22 protein-coding genes are annotated in these 20,335 nt (G+C 63.4%); 13 read left to right on the forward strand and 9 right to left on the reverse strand.

The window, feature by feature from the left end:
* Positions 1-135: 135 nt before the first annotated feature.
* The 4 genes from QMK33_RS02415 (at position 136) to QMK33_RS02430 (ending at position 2,258) form a co-directional block, all read left to right on the forward strand.
* Positions 136-573, forward strand: coding sequence for an ABA4-like family protein (locus QMK33_RS02415; protein ID WP_283562953.1), 438 nt, complete (start codon positions 136-138; stop codon positions 571-573).
* A 436-nt stretch (positions 574-1,009) separates the two neighbouring features.
* Positions 1,010-1,255: a hypothetical protein gene (locus QMK33_RS02420; RefSeq protein WP_283562954.1), complete on the forward strand. Its 246-nt coding sequence runs from the start codon at positions 1,010-1,012 to the stop codon at positions 1,253-1,255.
* 56 nt (positions 1,256-1,311) lie between these two features.
* On the forward strand, positions 1,312-1,632 hold the full coding sequence (locus tag QMK33_RS02425) for a LytR/AlgR family response regulator transcription factor (RefSeq protein ID WP_283562955.1): 321 nt from the start codon (positions 1,312-1,314) through the stop codon (positions 1,630-1,632).
* 38 nt (positions 1,633-1,670) lie between these two features.
* Complete coding sequence (locus QMK33_RS02430) at positions 1,671-2,258, forward strand: Uma2 family endonuclease (RefSeq protein ID WP_283562956.1); 588 nt, start codon at positions 1,671-1,673, stop codon at positions 2,256-2,258.
* Between the two features lie 81 nt (positions 2,259-2,339).
* Here the strand turns inward: QMK33_RS02430 and QMK33_RS02435 are convergent, their stop codons facing one another.
* The 3 genes from QMK33_RS02435 to QMK33_RS02445 form a co-directional block, all read right to left on the reverse strand.
* Entirely contained in the window at positions 2,340-3,170 is an 831-nt protein-coding gene (locus QMK33_RS02435) for a LytR/AlgR family response regulator transcription factor (RefSeq protein ID WP_283562957.1), read from the reverse strand.
* 95 nt (positions 3,171-3,265) lie between these two features.
* Positions 3,266-4,432, reverse strand: a complete 1,167-nt coding sequence (locus QMK33_RS02440; protein WP_283562958.1) for a sensor histidine kinase — start codon at positions 4,430-4,432, stop codon at positions 3,266-3,268.
* A gap of 349 nt (positions 4,433-4,781) precedes the next feature.
* Positions 4,782-5,192: a hypothetical protein gene (locus QMK33_RS02445; RefSeq protein ID WP_283562959.1), complete on the reverse strand. Its 411-nt coding sequence runs from the start codon at positions 5,190-5,192 to the stop codon at positions 4,782-4,784.
* Positions 5,193-5,395: 203 nt separating this feature from the next.
* Between QMK33_RS02445 and QMK33_RS02450 the strand changes: the two genes are divergently transcribed.
* Both QMK33_RS02450 and QMK33_RS02455 read left to right on the forward strand, forming a co-directional pair.
* Entirely contained in the window at positions 5,396-6,688 is a 1,293-nt protein-coding gene (locus tag QMK33_RS02450) for a PAS domain-containing protein (protein ID WP_283562960.1), read from the forward strand.
* Positions 6,689-6,891: 203 nt separating this feature from the next.
* Complete coding sequence (locus QMK33_RS02455) at positions 6,892-7,242, forward strand: hypothetical protein (RefSeq protein ID WP_283562961.1); 351 nt, start codon at positions 6,892-6,894, stop codon at positions 7,240-7,242.
* Between the two features lie 64 nt (positions 7,243-7,306).
* Here QMK33_RS02455 and QMK33_RS02460 read toward each other — a convergent pair whose 3' ends face one another.
* Positions 7,307-7,552, reverse strand: a complete 246-nt coding sequence (locus QMK33_RS02460) for a hypothetical protein (RefSeq protein ID WP_283562962.1) — start codon at positions 7,550-7,552, stop codon at positions 7,307-7,309.
* Positions 7,553-7,627: 75 nt separating this feature from the next.
* Between QMK33_RS02460 and QMK33_RS02465 the strand changes: the two genes are divergently transcribed.
* Entirely contained in the window at positions 7,628-8,977 is a 1,350-nt protein-coding gene (locus tag QMK33_RS02465) for a YfcC family protein (protein ID WP_283562963.1), read from the forward strand.
* A gap of 167 nt (positions 8,978-9,144) precedes the next feature.
* Here QMK33_RS02465 and QMK33_RS02470 read toward each other — a convergent pair whose 3' ends face one another.
* Positions 9,145-10,857 carry a cellulase family glycosylhydrolase gene (locus tag QMK33_RS02470; RefSeq protein ID WP_283562964.1) on the reverse strand — a complete coding sequence of 571 codons (1,713 nt, stop codon included), beginning with the start codon at positions 10,855-10,857 and terminating at the stop codon, positions 9,145-9,147.
* 396 nt (positions 10,858-11,253) lie between these two features.
* Between QMK33_RS02470 and QMK33_RS02475 the strand changes: the two genes are divergently transcribed.
* The gene (locus tag QMK33_RS02475; RefSeq protein WP_283562965.1) at positions 11,254-11,787 is read left to right on the forward strand and encodes a YfiT family bacillithiol transferase; all 534 of its coding nucleotides are present in this window, start codon (positions 11,254-11,256) and stop codon (positions 11,785-11,787) included.
* 12 nt (positions 11,788-11,799) lie between these two features.
* Positions 11,800-12,333 carry a YfiT family bacillithiol transferase gene (locus QMK33_RS02480; RefSeq protein ID WP_283562966.1) on the forward strand — a complete coding sequence of 178 codons (534 nt, stop codon included), beginning with the start codon at positions 11,800-11,802 and terminating at the stop codon, positions 12,331-12,333.
* A gap of 92 nt (positions 12,334-12,425) precedes the next feature.
* Here QMK33_RS02480 and QMK33_RS02485 read toward each other — a convergent pair whose 3' ends face one another.
* Entirely contained in the window at positions 12,426-13,280 is an 855-nt protein-coding gene (locus QMK33_RS02485) for a tetratricopeptide repeat protein (protein ID WP_283562967.1), read from the reverse strand.
* A gap of 207 nt (positions 13,281-13,487) precedes the next feature.
* Between QMK33_RS02485 and lpdA the strand changes: the two genes are divergently transcribed.
* Together lpdA and QMK33_RS02495 are read left to right on the forward strand one after the other, a co-directional pair.
* Positions 13,488-14,882, forward strand: coding sequence for a dihydrolipoyl dehydrogenase (gene lpdA, locus QMK33_RS02490; protein ID WP_283562968.1), 1,395 nt, complete (start codon positions 13,488-13,490; stop codon positions 14,880-14,882).
* Positions 14,883-14,993: 111 nt separating this feature from the next.
* Complete coding sequence (locus QMK33_RS02495) at positions 14,994-15,677, forward strand: hypothetical protein (protein WP_283562969.1); 684 nt, start codon at positions 14,994-14,996, stop codon at positions 15,675-15,677.
* A 92-nt stretch (positions 15,678-15,769) separates the two neighbouring features.
* Here the strand turns inward: QMK33_RS02495 and QMK33_RS02500 are convergent, their stop codons facing one another.
* Positions 15,770-16,408 carry a YceI family protein gene (locus QMK33_RS02500; RefSeq protein WP_283562970.1) on the reverse strand — a complete coding sequence of 213 codons (639 nt, stop codon included), beginning with the start codon at positions 16,406-16,408 and terminating at the stop codon, positions 15,770-15,772.
* A 91-nt stretch (positions 16,409-16,499) separates the two neighbouring features.
* The gene (locus QMK33_RS02505) at positions 16,500-16,955 is read right to left on the reverse strand and encodes a MarR family winged helix-turn-helix transcriptional regulator (protein ID WP_283562971.1); all 456 of its coding nucleotides are present in this window, start codon (positions 16,953-16,955) and stop codon (positions 16,500-16,502) included.
* 143 nt (positions 16,956-17,098) lie between these two features.
* Here QMK33_RS02505 and QMK33_RS02510 point away from each other — a divergent pair, with 143 nt between their 5' ends.
* Positions 17,099-17,668 carry a DUF6799 domain-containing protein gene (locus QMK33_RS02510; protein WP_283562972.1) on the forward strand — a complete coding sequence of 190 codons (570 nt, stop codon included), beginning with the start codon at positions 17,099-17,101 and terminating at the stop codon, positions 17,666-17,668.
* A 98-nt stretch (positions 17,669-17,766) separates the two neighbouring features.
* Here QMK33_RS02510 and QMK33_RS02515 read toward each other — a convergent pair whose 3' ends face one another.
* Complete coding sequence (locus QMK33_RS02515) at positions 17,767-18,771, reverse strand: dipeptide epimerase (protein WP_283562973.1); 1,005 nt, start codon at positions 18,769-18,771, stop codon at positions 17,767-17,769.
* Positions 18,772-18,900: 129 nt separating this feature from the next.
* On the opposite strand from QMK33_RS02515, the gene QMK33_RS02520 reads away from it, so the two are divergent.
* Complete coding sequence (locus tag QMK33_RS02520) at positions 18,901-20,313, forward strand: dicarboxylate/amino acid:cation symporter (RefSeq protein ID WP_283562974.1); 1,413 nt, start codon at positions 18,901-18,903, stop codon at positions 20,311-20,313.
* Positions 20,314-20,335 lie beyond the last annotated feature (22 nt).

Genomic DNA, 20,335 nt, shown 5'->3' on the forward strand with positions numbered 1-20,335 from the left:
GCCAGTCGCGCCTGTTGCTTCGCCCCGTCACCAAGCCGGCTCGCCGGCCGCTTGTGGCGCTTCGCTGCCGTTGGGTTAGCAAGCGGAGGAGGCAAGGGGTAGTTTTGACGCAGTAACCACCTCTCTCCACCGCTCATGCTCACTCCCGATTTGCTGTTCTCGCTCGCCAACCCGCTCGCCTTGCTCGGCTGGGCGCTGCTGGTGCTGGCCCCGCGCTGGCGCGTTACCAACGTGCTGGTACTCAGCGGAACGTGGTCGCTGGGCTTGGCCCTGGCCTACGCCGCGCTCATCACCACCCACTACCTGAATGGGCACGGGGCTGAGGGGGGTTTCGGCTCGCTGGCCGGGGTGGCGGCGCTGTTTCAGGACCCGTGGGCGCTGCTAGCGGGCTGGGTCCACTACCTGTGCTTTGACCTGTTTGCGGGGGCCTGGGAAGTGCGCGATGCCCAGCGGCGCGGCGTGCCGCACTGGGCGCTGGTGCCGGCGCTGCTGCTCACGTTCTTGTTCGGGCCAGTGGGGCTGCTGGTGTATTTCGGCGTGCGCCAGCGCTGGCCAGCTACACAGCCGGCGTAAACCCTTTTGTACCAAATACAAACTTTTTTGAGCCAAAATCATGGAAGCGTGCGCCATTCCTCCCCTTGCTGCCACCCCTTACATGGCGGCCAAAATATTCGTAAAACATTATAAATCAGTTACTAATGCACTGCACATAGGCCACCGTGTCAACCCAGTGTTGGCAAAGGCGGGCTGGTTCCAAGTAGCGCTGGCAGCGGTAGCCCTGTGTCTGCTGCCCGCATAGCCTGCCATGCTACCACTCCGCATCCTGATTCTGGAAGATGAATACCCCGCCGCCGAGCGCCTGCAGCGGCGGCTGGCCCTGGCCGCGCCCACGGCCTAGGTGCTGGCCGTGCCAGACACCGTAGCTGGCGCGCTGGCCTGGCTCGACAGCTACCCCGCGCCCGACCTCATTCTCAGCGATATCTAGCTGGCCGATGGGCTCAGCCCCGACGTGTATGCCCAAACGCTGGTGCGCAGCCCGGTCATTTTTACCACCGCCTACGACCAGTACGCCCTGCAAGCCTTCCGGGCCAATGGCATCGACTATTTATTGAAGCCCCTCAAGCTGCCCGAGCTGCAAGCAGCGCTGGCCAAGCTGAGCGAATGGGGAATGAAGAAGCCGGAAGTGATGCAACCTCCGCGGAAGAACCCACCCCAAGTTCTGCCTTCCCAACTTCCAATTCCCCATTCGGGCTAGAGCGCCTGCTCGATGCGCTGCCCCGGCCGCAACGGCCGCATAAAACGCGCTTTCTAGTGCGGCAGGGCGACACGCTGCTGCCCCTGCCCGCCGCCGAGGCCGCCTGGTTTTGGAGCCACCACGAAACCGTGACGCTCGCCACCCACGACGGCCGCCGCTTCGTAGTCGACTACACCCTGGAGCAGCTGGAAAGCCTGCTCGACCCGGCGCAGTTTTTCCGGCTCAACCGCCAGCTCATTGCCCAGCTGCCGGCCGTGCGCCGGCTGATGCCCCACTTCGGCGGCAAGCTGCTGGTAGCGCTGCACCCCGCCCCCGCCGACGAAATAGTAGTGAGCAAGGAGAAAGCCAGCGCCGTGAAGGCGTGGCTGGAAGGCTGAGCTTTTTCGTATCTTGTTGCCTTCAACTGCTCGCTGCCATGGATAGTATCAAATTGAAAACGCCGGTGCTGGACCGCCTCACCGACGAGGAGTTTTTTGAGTTTTGCCAGGACCACCGCGACCTGCGCATCGAGCGCGATGCCAGCCACCAAATCACCATTATGCCACCCGCCAGCTCAGAAACCGGTGCTTTTAATAGCCAGTTAACCCGATTGTTAGGAAATTGGAACGAGGATAAGCAATTAGGTATTGTCTTCGACTCCTCGGCGGGCTTCACGCTTTCGACCGGAGCCATGCTCTCGCCCGATGCCAGCTGGATTGCCCAGGCCCGTTGGGACGCCCTGGGGCCCGACGACCGCCGCGGCTTTGCCCGCATCTGCCCCGATTTCGTGGCCGAGCTGCTCTCGCCCTCCGACCGCCTCACCGACACCATGCGCAAGATGGAGCACTGGCTCGAAGCCGGTGCCCGGCTGGGCTGGCTCCTTGCGCCGGGCAGCGAGTCGGTCTACATTTTTGCGCCGGGCCAGCCCGTGCGGCCCGTAGTGGGCTTCGACCAGCTCCTCAGCGGCGAGCCCGTGCTGCCCGGCTTTGCCCTGGAGCTGCGCCGCCTGCGCAACGCAGGGTAAGTTTCAGCTTGGCTTTTGTGGTAAAGACCCCGGCTAATGCGCACTGCTACCTGCCTGGCAGGCTAACGCTTACCCTCCATTTTACCTATCGAGCCAGCTTTTGAACACGCTCACCTTTTCGCGGCTCACCAGCACGGGGCCTTCGCTCTCGGGCGGGGCGGGCTTGAGGATGGTTTGCAGGCGCGAGTTGGTGTAGTGAATAATATCGGCGATGGCGGCCTGCTGGGCCAGAAACGCCCGGTTGAGGCGGAAGAACCGGGCCGGGTCGAGCAGACCTTCGAGCTGCTCCAGGGTGTAGTCGACCACGTACTTGCGGCCGTCGGTGCTGTGCAGCAGCGTCGTTTTTTCGAGGCTGAAGAAGTACGCCACCTGCTCCACCGGCACCACCTTGAGGTGCTCGCCCACGCGCACCACAAACTGCGCCTTGTAGCTGGCCGTGGGCGCGGGCTGCCGCAATTGCTGCATCAGCTGGGCCAGCGTGGCCGCGTCGAGCGCCAGTGGAGTTGTGCTGGAAACCGAACTTTTTGTGCCAATCTTGGACTCATCGGTGGGGCCGAGGCGCAGCCGTAGTTTCTCTACGGCTGCGCTAAGTTCTTCTTCGTCAATGGGCTTGAGCAGGTAATCGACGCTATTGACCTTGAAGGCGCGCAGGGCGTACTGGTCGTAGGCGGTGGTGAAAATAACGGGGCACGTAACCTGCACCTGCTCAAACAGTTCGAAGCTCAGACCATCGGCAAGGTGAATATCGAGGAAGAGGACGTCGGGTGCGGGGCCGGCTTGCAGCAGGGCCACGGCCTGCACCACCGACTCGGCGGGGCCGAGGAGCTCAAACGGCACGGCTTGCTTGTGCAGCAGGCTGGCCAGGCGGCGGGCGGCCAGCGGCTCATCCTCAACAATTAAGGCTCTTATCATCAGGGTTTTACAAACGAACTAGGTGGCGCGAGGCGCGGGCGGTTTTTTTCACGGGGCGCGGGCGGCGGCCCTGCGGCGGCAAGCTAAAGCTTACCCTACAGGGCTAGTAGCGGCAAAGTAACCACGAACTCTTCGCCCGCTGGGCCGGCTACCAGGGGGCGCGGGGTGAGGAAGCCGTAGCGGGCGCGCAGGTTGGCCAGCCCGCGGCCCGAGGCTTCGTTGGCGCTCAGGCGGCGGGGGCGCAGGGTGTTGCGCACGGTGAGGGTGGCGGCGGCCACATCCACGGCCACGCGCAGGCGCAGGGGGTCGGCCTGGTAGGCGGCGTTGTGCTTAAGGGCGTTTTCGAGCAGCAGCTGCAACGCCAGCGGCGGTAGATATAAGCTACTGATTAACTGATTATTATCTTTATCAACGCCCGTGAACTCGACTTGCAGCGCCTCGTCGAGCCGGGTTTTTTGGAGGAACACATAGGCTTCGGCAAAGGCCAGCTCCTCGCGCAGGGACACCAGCTCCTGGCTTTGGCTATCGAGCACGTAGCGGTACACGCTGCTGAGCTGCCGGATGAAGCGCACGGCGCGGGCGGGGTCGTTTTCCTCCACCAGGCTGGTGAGGGCGTTGAGCGAGTTGAACAAAAAGTGCGGGTCCACCTGCCGGCGTAGCGAGTCGAGCCGGGCCACGGCCGTTTCTTTTTCGAGGCGCTCGGCCCGCACGGTGGCCTCGCGCCAGGCCAGCAAAAACGAGCGCGAGTGCAAAAACATCGAAATAACCACTGTAGCCAGCAGCGGAAAAGCCGACTGCGACCAGAAGCTGTGGCGCAGCGAGTAGCCCAGGCGCTGGTGAAACAGCAGCACCGAATACCCCTCGCTCACCAGCACAATCACTAGCAGCGACGCTAAAAGAGACAGGCCCACCGTGAGCAGCAGCCGCCGGATGGGCTGCTCGCCCCAGCCGGTGCGCACGTTGAGCAGGTCGGCGGTGTAGGCATTGGCAAACCACAGCCCCGCCGCGTAGCTGAAAGCAATGGCCACCGAGATGCCGTAGTTGAGCGGGTCGCGCCAGGGCGGCGGGGCAAACAGCAGCGCCGTGCCGGCGCACACCAGCGCTATCCAGCCCAGTACCCGCCCAAAGGCCCGCACGTTGGAGCGCTCCACGGTAGTAACCCAGGGCGTGCCGGGCGGGGCCGCGTTGGCGTAGGGCGGGGCGGCAGAGGCAGGCGGCAAAAGGGCGGGCACGGCGGGCAGCGAAAAAAACGAACGGGTCATAAATGTAGAAGCCAGGCGCGCAGCGACCCGGCCGCCGCGCGCGCTCAATGAAAAAAAGCCGGCCGGGCGCTTACCGGGCGGCCTGCGCTGGGGCTGGGTCATCCTGCTTGAGGCGACCCAGCAGCTGGCCTTGGCCCCAGTTGGGAGCCAGCGGCCCAGTTGGGAGCCAGCGGCCCGGCCGGCCGGAAAGCGGCGTATTTGGCCTTGGCGGCTTCGTAGAGGGGCCTGGCGGCCGCCCCCCCCCCCGCCAAACGCCGCGGGGGTGTAGTGCACGTGGCCTCCATCAAGTAGGGGAGCGGGTTGGCAGGGTTCAAGTTACGGGTCTGGTCCACAGCTTCTTCCACCGTACTCAGATACTGCTGGGCGCGCTGCATGAGCGAACTGCCCAGCCGCGCCTGGTACCCATAGGCTTGCAGCGTGAGCAGCTCCGACCCGTCGCCGCCCACTTTAGCGCCAGGGCGGCCTCGGCCCGGTCCAGGGTCTTATCCTTGGCGTCGGCATCCTCCTTGCTTTGAAAAACATTGCCTATCAAGGCGTAGGCCTGGTAGTAGCGGGGCAGCCAGTCGGCCGCGGCCATGGCCCCGTCGAAGGTCGATTTTAAAAACACGTTGGCCCCCGGCCGCGGCCGGCCCGCCGCGTCGAGCACCGGGCCGCTAAGCTGGGTGGCGGCGTGGGCCGGGGCCAGCACGGGCCCGCTTTGGGCGCGGGCAAGGGCGGGGCCCAAGGCAAGCAGGGCGGCGAGGAGGAGGGTAGCTTTCACGGGGCTGGCGAAGGAGGCAGGAAAGTGGCTCAAAGGTGCCCGGCCCCGGCGGCCGGGCCAATTAAAAGCTACCCAGGCCGCAAAAGCGGGCCCCCAACCGTCGGCCCGCCCGGCTCAAGCTTGTTGCTAAAGATCGGGCCGGGGGTACCCGTTTAGAAAACCGGGCGCTCCTGCCTTGCGCCTTTTCTAGCCTGTATTGCTCCATGCCTGCTCCCGCGCTCCCCGTCGATTACCAAGCTCTCTTTCGCGCGCTGCCCGGCTCCTATCTGCTGCTGGCCGCCGATGGCACCGTGCTCGACAACTCCGACCACCACGTGGCCGCGTCGATGCGCACGCGCGAGTCGGCCGTGGGCCGCTCCATTTTTGAGGCCTTCCCCTCGGCCCCCGAAAGCCAGCGGCAGCTGTTCGACTCGCAGGAAGACGTGCGCCGCACCCGCCAGCCCGATACTATGCTCCTGCTGCGCTACGACCTGGAGCGCCCCGCCGCGCAGGGCGGCGGCATTGAGGAGCGCTACTGGCAGCTCACGCACTACCCCCTGCTCGACGCGCAGGGCGAGGTGCAGTACCTTCTGCAAATGCCGCAGGACGTGACGGCGCAGCACCGCGCCGCCCTGGCCGCCGCCGAAGCCCAGCAGCAGCTGGCCGCCGAGCAGGAGTGCCCCCGGTTTATGCTCGACAACTTATCCGTGCTCATCTGGACGGCCACCCCCGATGGCCAGCGCGATTATTTCAACCCGCGCTGGCTGGCTTTCACGGGCAAGGCAATGGCCGAGGAGCTGGGCGAGCAGTGGCTCGGCGACCTGCACCCCGACGACCGCGCCCGCGTGCGCACCCAGTGGGCGCAGGTCGCGGCCAGCGGCACGCCCTACCAGGTAGAGTACCGCCTGCGCCGCCACGACGGCCAGTACTGCTGGCTACTGTCGCGGGCGCAGCCCCGCCGCATCGCCGAGGGCCAGGTTAATCTGTGGGTAGGGGGCGCAACTGATATTCACGACCAGAAAATGATGGTGCAGGAGATTCTGTCGGCCAGCGAGCAGCAAGCCCTGCTTTCGGAACAGGCTTATCAGAATTATCAACTTTTTGAAAATCAGCGCAATACTTATCAAAGTCTGTTTATGCAGGCGCCCGCGCTCATCTGCATCCTGCGCGGCCCCGAGCACCGCTGCGAGTTTGTGAATACTGCTTACCAGGCGCGCTTTCCCGACCGCCAGCTCCTGGGCCGGCCCGTGGCCGAAGCCCTGCCCGAAGTAGTGGCCCAAGGCATTGTGCAACTGCTCGATAACGTACTGGAAACGGGTGAAACCTTCATCGGTGATGAGCTGCTGGTTGAGCTGCCTGCGCCGGAGGGCCCCGCCCGCGAAGCCCCGGCCAGCCTACACCCGGCCTATTTCAACTTCACCTACCAGCGCTTTAGCGAGCGGGGCGAAGTGGGCGGCATTATGGTTTTTGCCTTTGAGGTAACCGAGCTGGTAAACGCGCGCAAGGCGCTGGAATAGCTGCAACCGTTGCGCCTGGCCGCGGCTCTCTACCGCAACATATTACCACCACAAGTACTTTTTTGCTACTTTGGCCGTTTATTTGCTAGGCGGCCGGCGCGCATTGCTTTTTTACTGCCCGCAGGCTTGCACAGCCAGCGCTTCCACGCCGCTGGCACTGCCCCCACAGGCCCGCGCCTTCCCCGCCTTTTCCACCCTCATTTATGGAGCTTACCGCCCTCGACTTTCAGCAAGCCCGCGTGAAGCAGGTGTTGTTCAAGTCGCGCTTGCGCTCGGTGCTCTACGGGGTGCGGGAGCCGGAGCCCAGTCTGTTCACGTTTCAGGATAACCCCCTGGGCCAGTGGCTGCACGCGGTGCTCAAGCCCCAGTACGGCCACCGCGCCGAAATTGCGGGCATTGAGCGGCTCATTCGCCAAACCCTGGATACCAGCCAGGCCCTGGTGCGCCAGCACCAGCGCGGCGAAATGGAGCAGGCCCGCGCCGGCCTGGAGCAGATTGAGCGCCTGGCTGCCGAAATCGACCAGCTACTCACCGCCGTAGAGCGCAGCAGCTGAGGCAATTACCAGTGACCAGCAGGAACGTCATGCTTCCCTTCGGTCTGCCTAACGTTCCTGCTGGTCACTGGTAATTGCTAATCGAAATGAGCGGCAGATAATCAGTTAGCCCGCTGGCGCGCTCAAAAACGTGGATGAACAGGATGGCCTCGTCGCCGCGGCTGCGCCACACCTCGGCGTAGTAAGTTTCGACGGCGAAGAGGTGCAGCTCGAAGCTGTCTTCGGTGCGCTCGGCCAGGGCGTGGCCGTGCTGGGCCAGGTGCTCGGCCTGCTGGCGCTGATGCAGGTTTTTGAAGGCGGCAATCGTCATAGGGGTTTTCCGAAGGTACTACGGCGGGGCCGGCCGGCGCGGCGCACTCGGCGCGCGGGCCGCAACTTTGCACCCATGAAGTCGTTTCGTTTTCCGCACCCGTTAGTGCTACTAACCCTGTTTATCATGGCGGCGGCGGCCCTGAGCTACGTGCTGCCCGCCGGGCAGTTTGAGCGCCGCGCCAACGCCGCCACCGGCCGTGAGGTGGTGGTGCCGGGCTCCTACCACACCGTGCCGGCCACGCCGGTGAGCCCCCTCGAAGTGGCCGTGTCCATCCCCAAAGGTTTGGCGGCGGCCGGGGCCGTGGTATTCATGATTTTTCTGGCCGGCGGGGCCTTCACGGTGGTCGACCAGACGGGCGCGCTCGGCTTTGGGGTCGATTGGCTGCTGCGGCACGCGCAGGGGCGTGAGGTGGCCGTTATTCCGGTGGTGGCGCTGCTGTTTGCCACCATGGGCGCGCTGGAGAACATGGGCGAGGAGATAATTGCCCTGCTGCCCGTGCTGCTGGTGCTGATGCGGCGGCTAGGCTACCCGGTGCTCACGGCCATTGCGGCCAGCCTGGGCGCGGCGCTGGTGGGGGCGGCATTCAGCCCCATCAACCCGTTTCAGGTGGGCATTGCGCAGCAGCTGGCGCAGTTGCCGCTGCTGTCGGCCGGGGGCTACCGCCTGGTGTTTCTGGCCATCGGCCTGGCTATCTGGATAGTAGGCACCATGCGCCATGCTACCCGCTACCGCACCGCCCCCGATACCTCGGCGCCAGCGGCGGCGGCCGGGGCCGCCAGCGCGGGCCGCCACGGCCTGGTGCTGCTGCTTATGCTACTGGCGTTCAGCATTTTCACCTACGGCGTGGTGAGCCTGGGCTGGGACTTCGACCAGATGGCGGCATTGTTTTTTATGCTGGGCGTGGCGGCCGGGCTGGTGGGCGGGCTGGGCCTCACGGGCACGGCCGAGGGCTTCGTGGTGGGCTTCCGCGACATTGCGTTTTCGGCCATTCTGGTGGGCTTTGCGCGGGCCATTTTCGTGGTGCTGGAGCAGGGCCACATCGTCGATACCATTGTGCAGGGCCTGGCCACGCCGCTGGCTCACCTGCCCGTGGCGCTGGCCGCCCTGGGCATGATGGGCGTGCAAGCGGCCCTGCACCTGCCCGTGCCCAGCGTGAGCGGCCAGGCCGTGCTCACCATGCCGCTGCTGATACCCCTCTCCGACCTCATCGGGCTGCCCCGGCAGGTAACGGTGCTGGCCTACCAGTACGGCGCGGGCCTCACCGACCTGCTCACGCCCACCAACGGCGCGCTCATGGCCATGCTCGCCGCCACTGGCGTGCGCTACGACCAGTGGCTGCGCTTTGCCGGCCCGCTCTACGGCCTGCTGCTGGCCCTGGGCGCGGTGGCCGTGCTGCTGGGCATCTGGCTGAAGCTGGGGTAAGACGCGGGCGTTAGAGCGGTTTCCAAGTCAGTGTATCGTGTAAGAGGCAATTAAAAATGATACCAAAAGAGCACACTGCTGTGCAATCCGCTCTAAAGAAAATCCCCGCTGGCTCGCGCTGGCGGGGATTTTCTTTAGCCAAAAAGCGCTGGCTCGTTACTCCGCCGCTACTCTTTCACGAAGCGGGTGGTGGTGGTGCGGGCTCCCGTGACCACGCGCAGCAGGTAGGTGCCGGGCTCCAGGGTGGCAAGGGGTACGGTGGCTTCGGGGGCGGTGCCGGCCGGCACGTCCTGGCTCAGCACCTGCTTGCCCCGCGCGTTCACTACCGTGAGGTGGGTGGCGGTGCCGGGCTCGGCCAGGGTTAGGCGCAGCTGCTGCTGGGCGGGGTTGGGGTACACGGCTGCGGCGGCCAGCGAAGCCGGGGCGCTGGCTGGGGCAAAGCTCCACCAGTTGAGGTTGTAGCCGCCCACCGGCACGCCAATGGCAATATCCTGCTGGCCGGCTTGCAGCGTTACGGTGCGCGAGATGATGGTCCAGGTTTGCCAGCCGCCCGTGTTGGGCACCGTGAGCGTGCCCAGGCGCGTGGTGCCCGAGTTTTGCTCCAGGCTAATCTGGCCCCCGGTACCGGGGCTGGCCACCCGGCACTGAATGGTGTAGCTGCCCGCCGTGGGTACCGTCACGGTGTAGGCCATCCAGTCGCCGGCATCGAGCCAGCCCACGTTGAGGCCGCCGCCAGTGTCGGTGGTGCTTTCGGTTTGCACCCCGGCCATCGCATGGTAGCCCTCGGCTTCTACCTTGGTGCCCGTGGTGGGCGTCGGTGTTGGGGTAGGCGTAGGCGTGGGTGTTGGGGTAGTCGCTGGGCTGCCGCTCCAGCTTTGCACGTAGCCTTTCACAAGGCGGCCCGAGGTGGTGAGGTAGCTATCGGCCCACGCGGCGGCCGGGTTGGTGCCGGGCACCAGCGCCGAGGCCGCTTCGGCCTTGTCGTTGAGGGCCCAGTTGCAGTGGCTCAGGTTGTTTTGCTTGAGAAACGTCATCCACTCCTGGGTGGAGGCGGCATCGACCGCGCCCGCGCCCGAGGCATCGCAGGTGCCGTATTCGGTCACAAACAGCGCCACGCCTTTGCTGAGGGCCGTGCTGGCTTTGGCCCGTAGCGCGGCCTTGTGCGAGGCGGCGTAGAAGTGCAGCGTGTAGGCAATGTTGACGCCGGCGATGGGGTCGTTGGCGGCCACATCCACGTCCTGTGACCAGGTGGGGGTGCCCACCACAATCAGGTTGTCGGGGTCAATGGCCCGGATGGCGCTCGTTACGGCCTGCGCATACGGCTTCACCACCCCGCTCCACGACACTTGCAGCGGCTCGTTGTAGATTTCATAAATCACGTTGGGCTTGTTGCCGTAGGTGGTGGCCATTTCCTTGAAAAACGCGATGGCCTCGGCTTGGTGCTGCTCGGCGTGGTGCGAGTGCCAGTCGATTATCACGTACAGGCCGGCCGCAATGCAGGCATCAACCACCGTTTTTACCTTGGCTTTTTCGCGGGCATTGTTTTCGAGGTAGCCGCCGGTCTCGTCCACGCCCATGGCCACGCGCACTACGCTGGCTTTCCAGTTGTTTTTCAGCCAGCCCACCACGTTGGCGCTGTAGTAGCGCTCGCCGCCCCAACCGCTGTTGCTCCAAAACAGGCTGTTGCCCGCCAGGCTAGCCGGCTGGCCCGCCTGGCCCAAAATCCGGTTGCCCTTTACCTGGAGGGCGCCGTACTTCGCCACGGGCGTTTGGGCCTGGGCCTGGGCCGGGAGCCCGCACACGGTGGCCAGGGCCGCCAGCAGGGTGTGCGTCAGGTGCCGCCGCAAGCGGCCGGCCCGGGGTTGAGAGAGGTTTTGCATGGGTTGGAAAAGGAAATGGTGAAGGGTAGAAGCAGGTAGGATGCCCGCGGCCGGGCCGTACGCGCACGCGCCGCCCAGCCGCGGGCCGCAGTGCCAAAAGCTGGGGCTTAAAGCAAGCGCGTTTCTAAATCTACGTGCTTACCAGGTAGTTACCTGCATTAATCAGCAAAATTTCCTTTATAGTATAGTTATTAATTGTTTTAAGCCAAAAAGCAACCTTACCAGCCTTCATTTCTCACAAAATTCTTATTATCAATACTTTACTACAACCCTGCGTTACCGGGCTTTTTTCGTTCGTTGGCCTTGTCGCCGGTTGCGGCGGCTGGCGCGGGCGCGTAGCCGGCGCTAGTACTTTTACCTACCCAATCCGGCCTTCTATTCCCTGGCTTTCCCTCCATGCTCACGCCCGAAACCGACCCGCTGCGCTACCCCATTGGCCCGCCCGAACTGCCCACCACGCCCCTCACGCCCGCCGGGCGCGCTCCTTACCTGCAGCAGCTGGCCGAGCTACCGGCCCTGCTCACGGCGGCGGCCCGCCGCATGGGCGGCGAGCGCCTGCAACTGCCCTACCGCCCCGGCGGCTGGACGGGCCGCCAGGTAATTCACCACCTGGCCGATTCGCACGTAAACGCTTACGTGCGCTTTCGGCTGGCTCTTACGGAGGACAACCCCACCATCCGGCCCTACGATGAAGCGGCCTGGGCCGAGCTGCCCGACGTGGCCGCCTCGCCCATCACCGTATCATTGAGCTTGTTAGATAACCTGCACAGCCGCTGGCTCACGCTGCTGCACCAACTCGATGAGGCCCAGTGGCAGCGCACCTTTTACCACCCCGGCACCGAAAAAACTTCGACTCTGGAGCAAACGCTGGTACTCTACGCCTGGCACGGCCGCCACCACCTGGCCCACCTCAACTTACTGGCTGCTTAGCCCGCTCTTAATATGAACCCCTCTTCGCCCGACGACCTGCTCCGCTTCCCCATTGGCCGGCTGCAGCTGCCCACCGCGCCCCTCACGCCCGCCGAGCGGGCGCCCTACCTGCAGCAGCTGGCCGAGCTGCCGGCCCAGTTGGCCGCCGCCGTCGCGGCCGCCGGCCCGCGCATCGAGCTGCCCTACCGCCCCGGCGGCTGGACGGGTCGCCAAGTCATTCACCACCTGGCCGATACGCACCTCAACCTATACAGCCGCTTTCGGCTGGCGCTCACCGAGGACAACCCCACGGTGCGCCCCTTCGACGAAGCGGCCTGGGCCGAATTGCCCGACGTGGCAACCACGCCCCTGGCCGTGTCCTTGAGTCTGTTAGAGAGCCTGCACGCCCGCTGGGGCGGCCTGCTTCAGCACCTCGATGAAGCCCAGTGGCAGCGCACCTTTTACCACCCGCGCTACGACACCACCCTGCGCCTCGACCAGGCCCTGGTGCAGTACACCTGGCACGGCCGCCACCACCTGGGCCACCTCGGGCTGCTGGAGAAGTAAGTGAGTAACAGGAGTGAATAAGTAAGGGGAGTGCGGTCGTTCAACTGTGAGAACGACCGCACTCCCCCTACTCATTTACTCCAATTACTCACCTACTTATTCCCGCCTCGCACCATGCTGTTGCCTTTGCCATAGCGGCGCAGGCTTTTTTCGGCTTCGGGGTTTAGCTGGGCGGCCTTCGTGAGGTCTTTGCGGGCTTCGGGCAGGCGGTCGTAGCTGGCGTAGCTAATGCCGCGGTATTCCAGCGCGTCGGCGTAGAGCGAGTCGAGGGCTAGGGCGCGGCTGAAGTCCGACACGGCGGCCTTGTACTGGTACATCTGCATTTTGGCCACGCCGCGGCCGAAGAAAGCTTCTTTATCATCGGGGCGGAATTTTACCGCGCCGCTAAAGTCGGTCGAGGCCGCTTTGTACTCGCGCAGCATCAGCTCGTTCACGGCCTTGTTGTAGTACACGTCGGGGTTGCCGCGCATGGTGCGCAGGGCCACCACGTAGTCGGACTTGGCCTCTTTATAATTTTTCAGGTTGGATTGCGCCTTGGCGCGCTCCAGGTGGGCGCGGGCGTCCTTGGGCTTGGTTTTGAGCACCAGGTTGGCGCGGGCCAGCTGGTAGCGGTAGTCGGCGGCGCTGAGCTTGCGCTCGGCAGCGCGCTCGGCGCTGGCGGCGCTGGCCGATAGCGCCGTGGGGTCGGCTACGGCCGAGGTAGCCTCGGCCGAGGGCGCGTCCAGGGTTTCGTCGGCGGCCACCGCAGGGGCGGCGGGGTCGGGCGTGGGCAGGGCCGTCACATCGGTAGCAGGGGTTTCGGGAGAAGCCACGGTGGGCGCGCTCCTCGTTACGTCGGCGGAGGAGCTAACGGTGGGCCGGTCGGTTTCGGTAGTAGTGGCGCAACTAGTGGCCAGCGCCAGCAATGCCAGGGCAACGGGTACGTAAGTAGTAGACAAGTAGCGCATTAGGTAATATAAATAAGCTGGCTAGCCGACCCAGGTATTGGGGCATCCGGGACTTCTACGGAAAAGCGCGGCCAGGGTCGCGCTTTGGGAGTAAGCGGCCCTGCAAAAAGCCCGCCGAACCCGTAGCCCGGCACCGGGGTTATATTTGCCCGCCCCGGTTTCGGCCTGGGCTTTTCCATTTTCCATTCCTCCGCACAACTAAACCTCATGGCATTGCAATTTGACCTGGTAGTAATTGGTTCAGGGCCTGGTGGCTACGTGGCCGCCATCCGCGCCTCGCAGCTCGGGCTGAAAGTAGGCGTCATCGAGCGCGAAAGCCTTGGCGGCATCTGCCTCAACTGGGGCTGCATCCCCACCAAGGCCCTGCTCAAAACCGCCCAGGTATACGAGTACCTCCAGCACGCCCAGGACTACGGCCTGACGGTGAAAGAGGCGGGCTTCGACTTTGAGGCCGTTATCAAGCGCAGCCGCGGCGTGGCCGATGGCATGAGCAAGGGTATCAATTTCCTGTTCAAAAAGAATAAAATCGAAACCGTGGTGGGCACCGGCAAGCTGCTGGCCCCCGGCAAGGTAGAGGTAACCAAGCCCGACGGCACCACCGAAATCGTGGAGGCCAAGAGCATTATTCTGGCCACCGGCACGCGCGCCCGCCAGCTACCCAACCTGCCCATCGACGACAAAAAAATCATCGGCTACCGCAAGGCCATGACCCCCGACAACCTGCCCAAGCGCATGGTGGTGGTGGGCTCGGGCGCCATCGGCGTCGAGTTTGCCTACTTCTACCGCACCATGGGCACCGAGGTAACCATTGTGGAGTACCTGCCGCGCATTGTGCCCGTGGAGGACGAGGAGGTATCGCGCCAGATGGAGAAATCGTACCGCAAGCTGGGTATCACTATCTTAACTAGCGCCGAGGTAACCAAAGTGGACACCAGCGGCGAGGGCTGCCAGGTGTTTATCAAGACGGCCAAGGGCGAGCAGCAAATTGCCTGCGATGTGGTACTAAGCGCCGTGGGCGTGCAAACCAACCTCGAAAACATCGGCCTCGAAGAGCTGGGCATTAAGGTGGAAAAAGGCCGCGTGGTGGTCGATAATTTCTACCAGACCAACGTACCCGGCATCTTCGCCATCGGTGACATTGTGCCCGGCCCCGCGCTGGCCCACGTAGCGTCGGCCGAAGGCATCATCTGCGTCGAGAAAATAGCCGGTCACCACCCCGAGCCGCTCAACTACCAGAACATTCCCGGCTGCACCTACGCCCAGCCCGAAATTGCCAGCGTGGGCTTCACCGAGGCCGAGGCTAAGGCCAAGGGCTACGACATCCGGGTGGGCAAGTTTCCGTTCTCGGCCTCCGGCAAAGCCGCCGCGGCCGGCGTGAAAGATGGCTTCGTAAAAGTCATCTTCGACAAGAAATACGGCGAGTGGTTGGGTGCCCACATGATTGGGGCCAACGTGACCGAGATGATTGCCGAGGTAGTGGTAGCCCGCAAGCTCGAAACCACCGGCCACGAAATCATTAAATCGGTGCACCCCCACCCCACCATGAGCGAGGCCATTATGGAAGCCACGGCGGCCGCCTATGATGAGGTAATTCACCTGTAGCCTACTGCTATGTTTCCGCCTCGGCGGCAGTAACCCCGGCAGCGCTCCTGCCGGGGTTTTAGTTGGCTTGCTACTGCTCGAACCATGATGCTAAAAAATACCGCTTGGCTTATGCTGGCGTTGTTTGGGCTGGCTGGCTGCACTTCCGACGCCGAGAACAAGGCTCTCCACGTGGTGGAAAAATTTTATGGCGGCCACGCCACCTACCTGAAAGGCAGTCATTTCTCGGCCAACGCGCGTGAGCCCCAGGGTAAATTTCTGCAGTTGAGCCTTGGCGATGTGGACTTTGCCTCTACCTACGGCACCGACCTCGAAGTGCCCGCCGCTAATTGTGCCTACCTGCTCTACCACCAGATGACGGCCGCCGAGCGCACGGCGTATGACTACCTCAGCATCAAGCTAATAGAAGGCCAGGCCAGCCACACGCTCCCCTTTTCGATGGCTAGCCTGGCACTGGCCGACCAGGGGGTGAGCCGCCTCACTACCATTATGGCTGCCCTACAACGGCAAGATTACCAATACGTTGTGGCCCGCCTGGACCCGGCGGCCTTCGGGGCCACCAGCCCCGGTAACATGCCCCCGCGCCTGGCCGCGATTACCCAGCAGCTGACCCCACTGGCCAGCTACCAACTGCTGGGCTACGCGCGAGTCAATGGCCGCACCCCCAGCCAGCATAACCTGCGCTTTTACCTGACTGTGCCCGGCCCCACAAAGCCCCGTGCGCTGTGGCTTACCCTCAACCCCCGCCTTGGGCCCAACGACCCGTTTTTGATTGGTCTTCATCTCTTTAATTAGCCGCTGCAACCACGCTGCCCAAGTCAAAAGGCCGCTTCCCAAGCTGGGAAGCGGCCTTTTGACTTGGGCAGCGTGGTTGCACGCAACAGAAATTATTGCTTGGCTACAATATTGAAAACCAGCGTAAAGTCATCGTTGATAGCCTTGTCGCCAATGCTGTCGAAGAAGGTTTTGGAGCCGTACTTCAGGCCGAACTTGGTGCGGTCGATGGTCACCTTGCCGGTGGCGGCGGCCACGCCGTTTTTCACACCCACTTTGGCGGGGAAGCTGATGGCCTGCGTCACGCCCTTGATGGTCATGTCGCCGTTGATGGTGGCATTATCGGCCGTGGCGGCGGCGCCGGCAATGGGCTTAATACTGGTGATTTTGAAGGTCGAGGTAGGAAACTTCTCCGAGCTGAAAAAGTCGTCGCCGCTCATGTGGCCCACAAACTTGGCGTGGTTTTCGGCATCGGTGATGTCGGTGGCCTTCATGGTCTTCATGTCCACGGTTACCATGCCACCAACTACCTGGTTACCATTTACTTGCAAATCACCGCCCGTAAACTGCATCGTGCCGTTGTGGCCGTGCGTTACGGCTTTGCCTTCCCAGCCCAGGGTGCTGAGCTGCGGCTGCAGCTTGTACACGGCCACGGCCTTAGCAGCTACCTTAGTGGGGGCAGTGTAGGCGAAGGCAGCAGGAGCAGCGAGCAGGGCAGCACCGAGCAGGGCGGGCATCAAGAACTTTTTCATGGTTGGGGGTACTTAAAAAAGAAAAAAGGGAGAATGAAAACTAGTGTGGGCAATAGGTTGGCACCACATCAAGGGAGGCGCCAGCCAATTTTTATGCCCGAATTTTGTCGAGTAGCTGGTTAAGCAATTGGTATTCACTGTCGGTGAGCGTGTTCAGGCCGTTCTGGCGCACATCGACCAGGCCGCTCTCGTCAATCTGGCGCAGCAGGCCCAGGCCGGCTTCGGTAATGCGGATGTCCACGGCGCGGCGGTTGGCGGGGCACACGGTGCGCGTGACGAGCTTTTTTTCCTCCAGCTTGTCCACAATGCGCGAGGCGTTGCTGGTTTTATCCAGCATGCGCTCGATGAGCAGGGCCACGGTGGCGGGTAGCGGGTGCTGGCCGCGCAAAATGCGCAGCACGTTAAATTGCGGCAGTGTAATGCCAAGGGGCCGGAAGGCGGCCGCCTGGCGCAAGGATAGCCAGCCCGATGTGAACAGGATGTTCAGGTAGGCTTTCTGGCCTTCGCTTTGGAAGGTGGGTTGCTTGATTTCGTCTTCTAGGCGCACGGTGTTGAACTGATTACGGATGCAAATTTAGTGTACATACATTGAATGTAGCTACATCATTAAGAAAATTCATCGATTTTTTTTTTGTCGCGTAGAAAGGCCAGCTTTTTAGCCTGCTTCTTCCCTACTCTTTCACCTCTCTTATGCGTCAACCCCACTTTTTTGCCGTAGCCCTGCTCGGCGCCACGCTGTCGCTCACCGCCCTTTCCAGCCGGGCCCAGTCGGGCGGCACGCCCGTTCGCCCCAACCGCAACGCTCAGTTTGTGTTTCGCAACGGCGAAGTGGTGCAGCGCCTGGCCACCCGAATTACGCCGCTCACGCAAAACGTACGCTTGCCCAACGGCACCAAAATTAACGTAAAAAGCGGTATTGTCGAGTTTCCGGGCGGCAAAATCACCAGCCTGCACGAGGGCGACTACATCAATGCCGAGGGTGGCATTGTATTCAGCACACCCGCCAGCGCCGCGGCCGCCCGCGGTGATAACTCGGTAACTGCCAATGCTAAATATGATAAGTACGTGCAGGTAGGCACCGCTCCCACCACCATCATTGGCAACGCGCCCAACGAGCGCGAGCAGCTGCTCACCCAAAAGGTAGAGCTACTCACCCGCAAGGTGGCCCTGCTTCAGCAAACCCACCCCAACCCACCCGACACCGGCGCGGTAGACAAGCAGTTGCTGGATTTGGATGAGCAGATAAAAGCAGTTAAGTAGCTGTTAGCCTACTAGTTACTTTAAAAAAAGCACGTTATGCTTCCTTACGGTCTGCATGACGTGCTTTTTATTATAAATGATTATAAATCAGCTACTTATTATTTAACAAGCAATGCTCCCTCCTCCTCATCCACCAGCCCAAACGGCTCGTTGCGCACAATGAGCAGGCCGTCGAGGTCGTGCACGTCGGCCAGGGCGCTCACTTGCAGCGCCGCCCAGATGCCGAGCGACGTTTCGACCATGCACCCCAGCATGGGCAGCAGGCCGTGGGCGCGGGTTTGGCGCAGCAGCTCGATGCCGCGCTGGTAGCCACCGGCCTTCATTAGCTTCACATTCACGCCGTGGAACTGCCGGGCAATATCCTCAAAATCAGCCGTATCGGTTACCGACTCGTCGGCCAGCAGGGGCACGCCCACCCGGGGGCGCAGGTAGCGGTAGTCGGTGGCGCAGGCGGCGGGCAGGGGCTGCTCCAGCAGCTGCATCCGCAGACCGGGGATGGTGGCAGTTTCTTCCAGAAAGCGCAGCAGGCTGTCGGCATCGGGCCAGGCCTCGTTGCCATCTACGAGCAGCGGGTGGCCGGGCACGGCGGCGGCCACCGCCCGCAGCAGGTCGAGCCCACCCTCCTGATTTACCTTGATTTTCAATAATTTAAACCGCCCGGCGCGGTGCTCCTGCATAAAACCGGCCACCGCGCCCGGCTCCATAATGGGCAGCGAAAACGCCGTGGCCACCCGCGGGCTGGGCGCGGGCACGCCCAGCCACTGCCACACCGGCTGTCCGGCGCGAGCCGCCAGGCAGTGCGTGAGGGCCGATTCCAGGGCAAAGCGCAGGGCGTGGGCCACGGGCCGGGCGGCCAGCAGCGCCGTGAGGTCGGGCAGGGTGTCGGCCTGGGTTAGGCCGTGGGCCAGCAGGCCGGTAAATTGGGCTTGCAGCAGGGCGGGGGTTTCGCCGTAGCGCACGTTGGGAGCGGCTTCGCCCCGGCCGCTGGTGCCGGCCTGGGTGGCTTGCAGCACCAGGTTGGTCTTGGTAGCGGAAGCGTTGCGGGCTATTTTCCAGAGGTAGCGCAGCGGTAGCTCGTGGGCGGTGAGGGTCCAGGTAGTCATGGGGGCAAGCGGGCAAATGACGCGGGCAAAGGTGCGGCGCGCGGGGCCGTTGGGCGCGGGGTAGCGGCCGGTTTCGGCGCTGCCTACCGTACTTTATACCCGAATAGGCCTTCCCCCCATCAATAGTTCATGAAGTTTTCGCGTCTTTCCGGGCTCGCTGTAGGGCTGGCGGCCCTGGCCATTATCCTCACCCTACTCGCCACCTACGGCCTGCTGGGCCTGCCGCCGGTGGTGCTGAGTGCCATTCGCTGGGCGGCCCTGGGTGCCATTGCGCTGGCCGTGGCCCCGCGCCGCTCGCTCACCGCCTGGATAGTGCTGGCCATGCTCATCGGCATTGAGCTGGGCCACGATGCCCCGGCGCTGTCGCTGCACCTCAAAGTGCTGAGCGACGCCTTTTTGCGCCTGGTCAAAACGATTATCGCGCCGCTGGTTTTTGGTACGCTGGTGGTGGGTATTGCCGGCCACGCCAACCTCAAGCAGGTGGGCCGCATGGGACTTAAAGCCCTCATTTACTTTGAGGTAGTGACCACGTTTGCCCTGTTTATCGGGCTGGCGGCCATCAATTTCACCAAGGCCGGCGTGGGCATCCAAAACACGGCCATTGCCGAAAAGGCCGACACGCTGGCCGTGGCCGCGCCGCAGTCGGTGGCCGATATCATCCTGCACATTTTCCCCGAAAACATCGCCAAGTCGGTGGCCGAGGGGCAGGTACTGCAAGTGGTGGTGTTTGCCATCATCTTCGCCATCGGCCTGGCCCTCACCCCCGAAAAGCCGCGCCGCCTGATGCTCGACATGTGCGAAAGCCTGTCGGAAGTAATGTTCAAGTTCACCAACGTGGTCATGTACTTTGCGCCGCTGGGTGTGGGCGGGGCCATGGCCTACACCGTGGCCAAGCTGGGCTTCGGGCCGCTGCTCAACGCGTTTCAACTGCTGCTTACGCTGTATGGCGCGCTCATTGCGTTTGTGTTGCTAATCCTGCTGCCGGTGGCGCTGCTCATGCGCATTCCGCTGCGGCGCTTTGTGGCGGCCGTGGCCGAGCCGGTGAGCATTGCCTTTGCCACCACCAGCAGCGAGGCGGCCCTGCCCCGCGCCATGGAAGCCATGGAAAGCATTGGCGTGCCGCGCCGCATTGTGGCGTTTGTGATGCCCACGGGCTACTCGTTCAACCTCGACGGCACCACGCTCTACCTCTCGCTGGCGGCCGTGTTTGTGGCGCAGGCGGCGGGCGTGCCCCTCGCGTTTGGCGACCAGATGCTGCTCGTGTTCACGCTCATGCTCACCAGCAAGGGCGTGGCGGGTGTGCCCCGTGCCTCGCTCGTAATTTTGCTGGCCACGCTGCCCTCGTTCAACCTGCCGGCCTGGCCGGTGTTCATCATCCTGGGCATTGATGCGCTCATGGACATGGCCCGCACTGCCGTCAACGTGCTCGGCAATTGCCTGGCCTCGGCCGTAGTAGCGCGCTGGGAGGGCGAGTTTATCGACAACTACGTGGCCCCGCCCGACCTGATGGCCGTGGAGCCCGCCGAGCTGACCGGCCACTAGATACCGCTAAAGTATCATTTTT

It is taken from the genome of Hymenobacter sp. H14-R3 (genome assembly GCF_030063445.1).
GTDB lineage: Bacteria > Bacteroidota > Bacteroidia > Cytophagales > Hymenobacteraceae > Hymenobacter.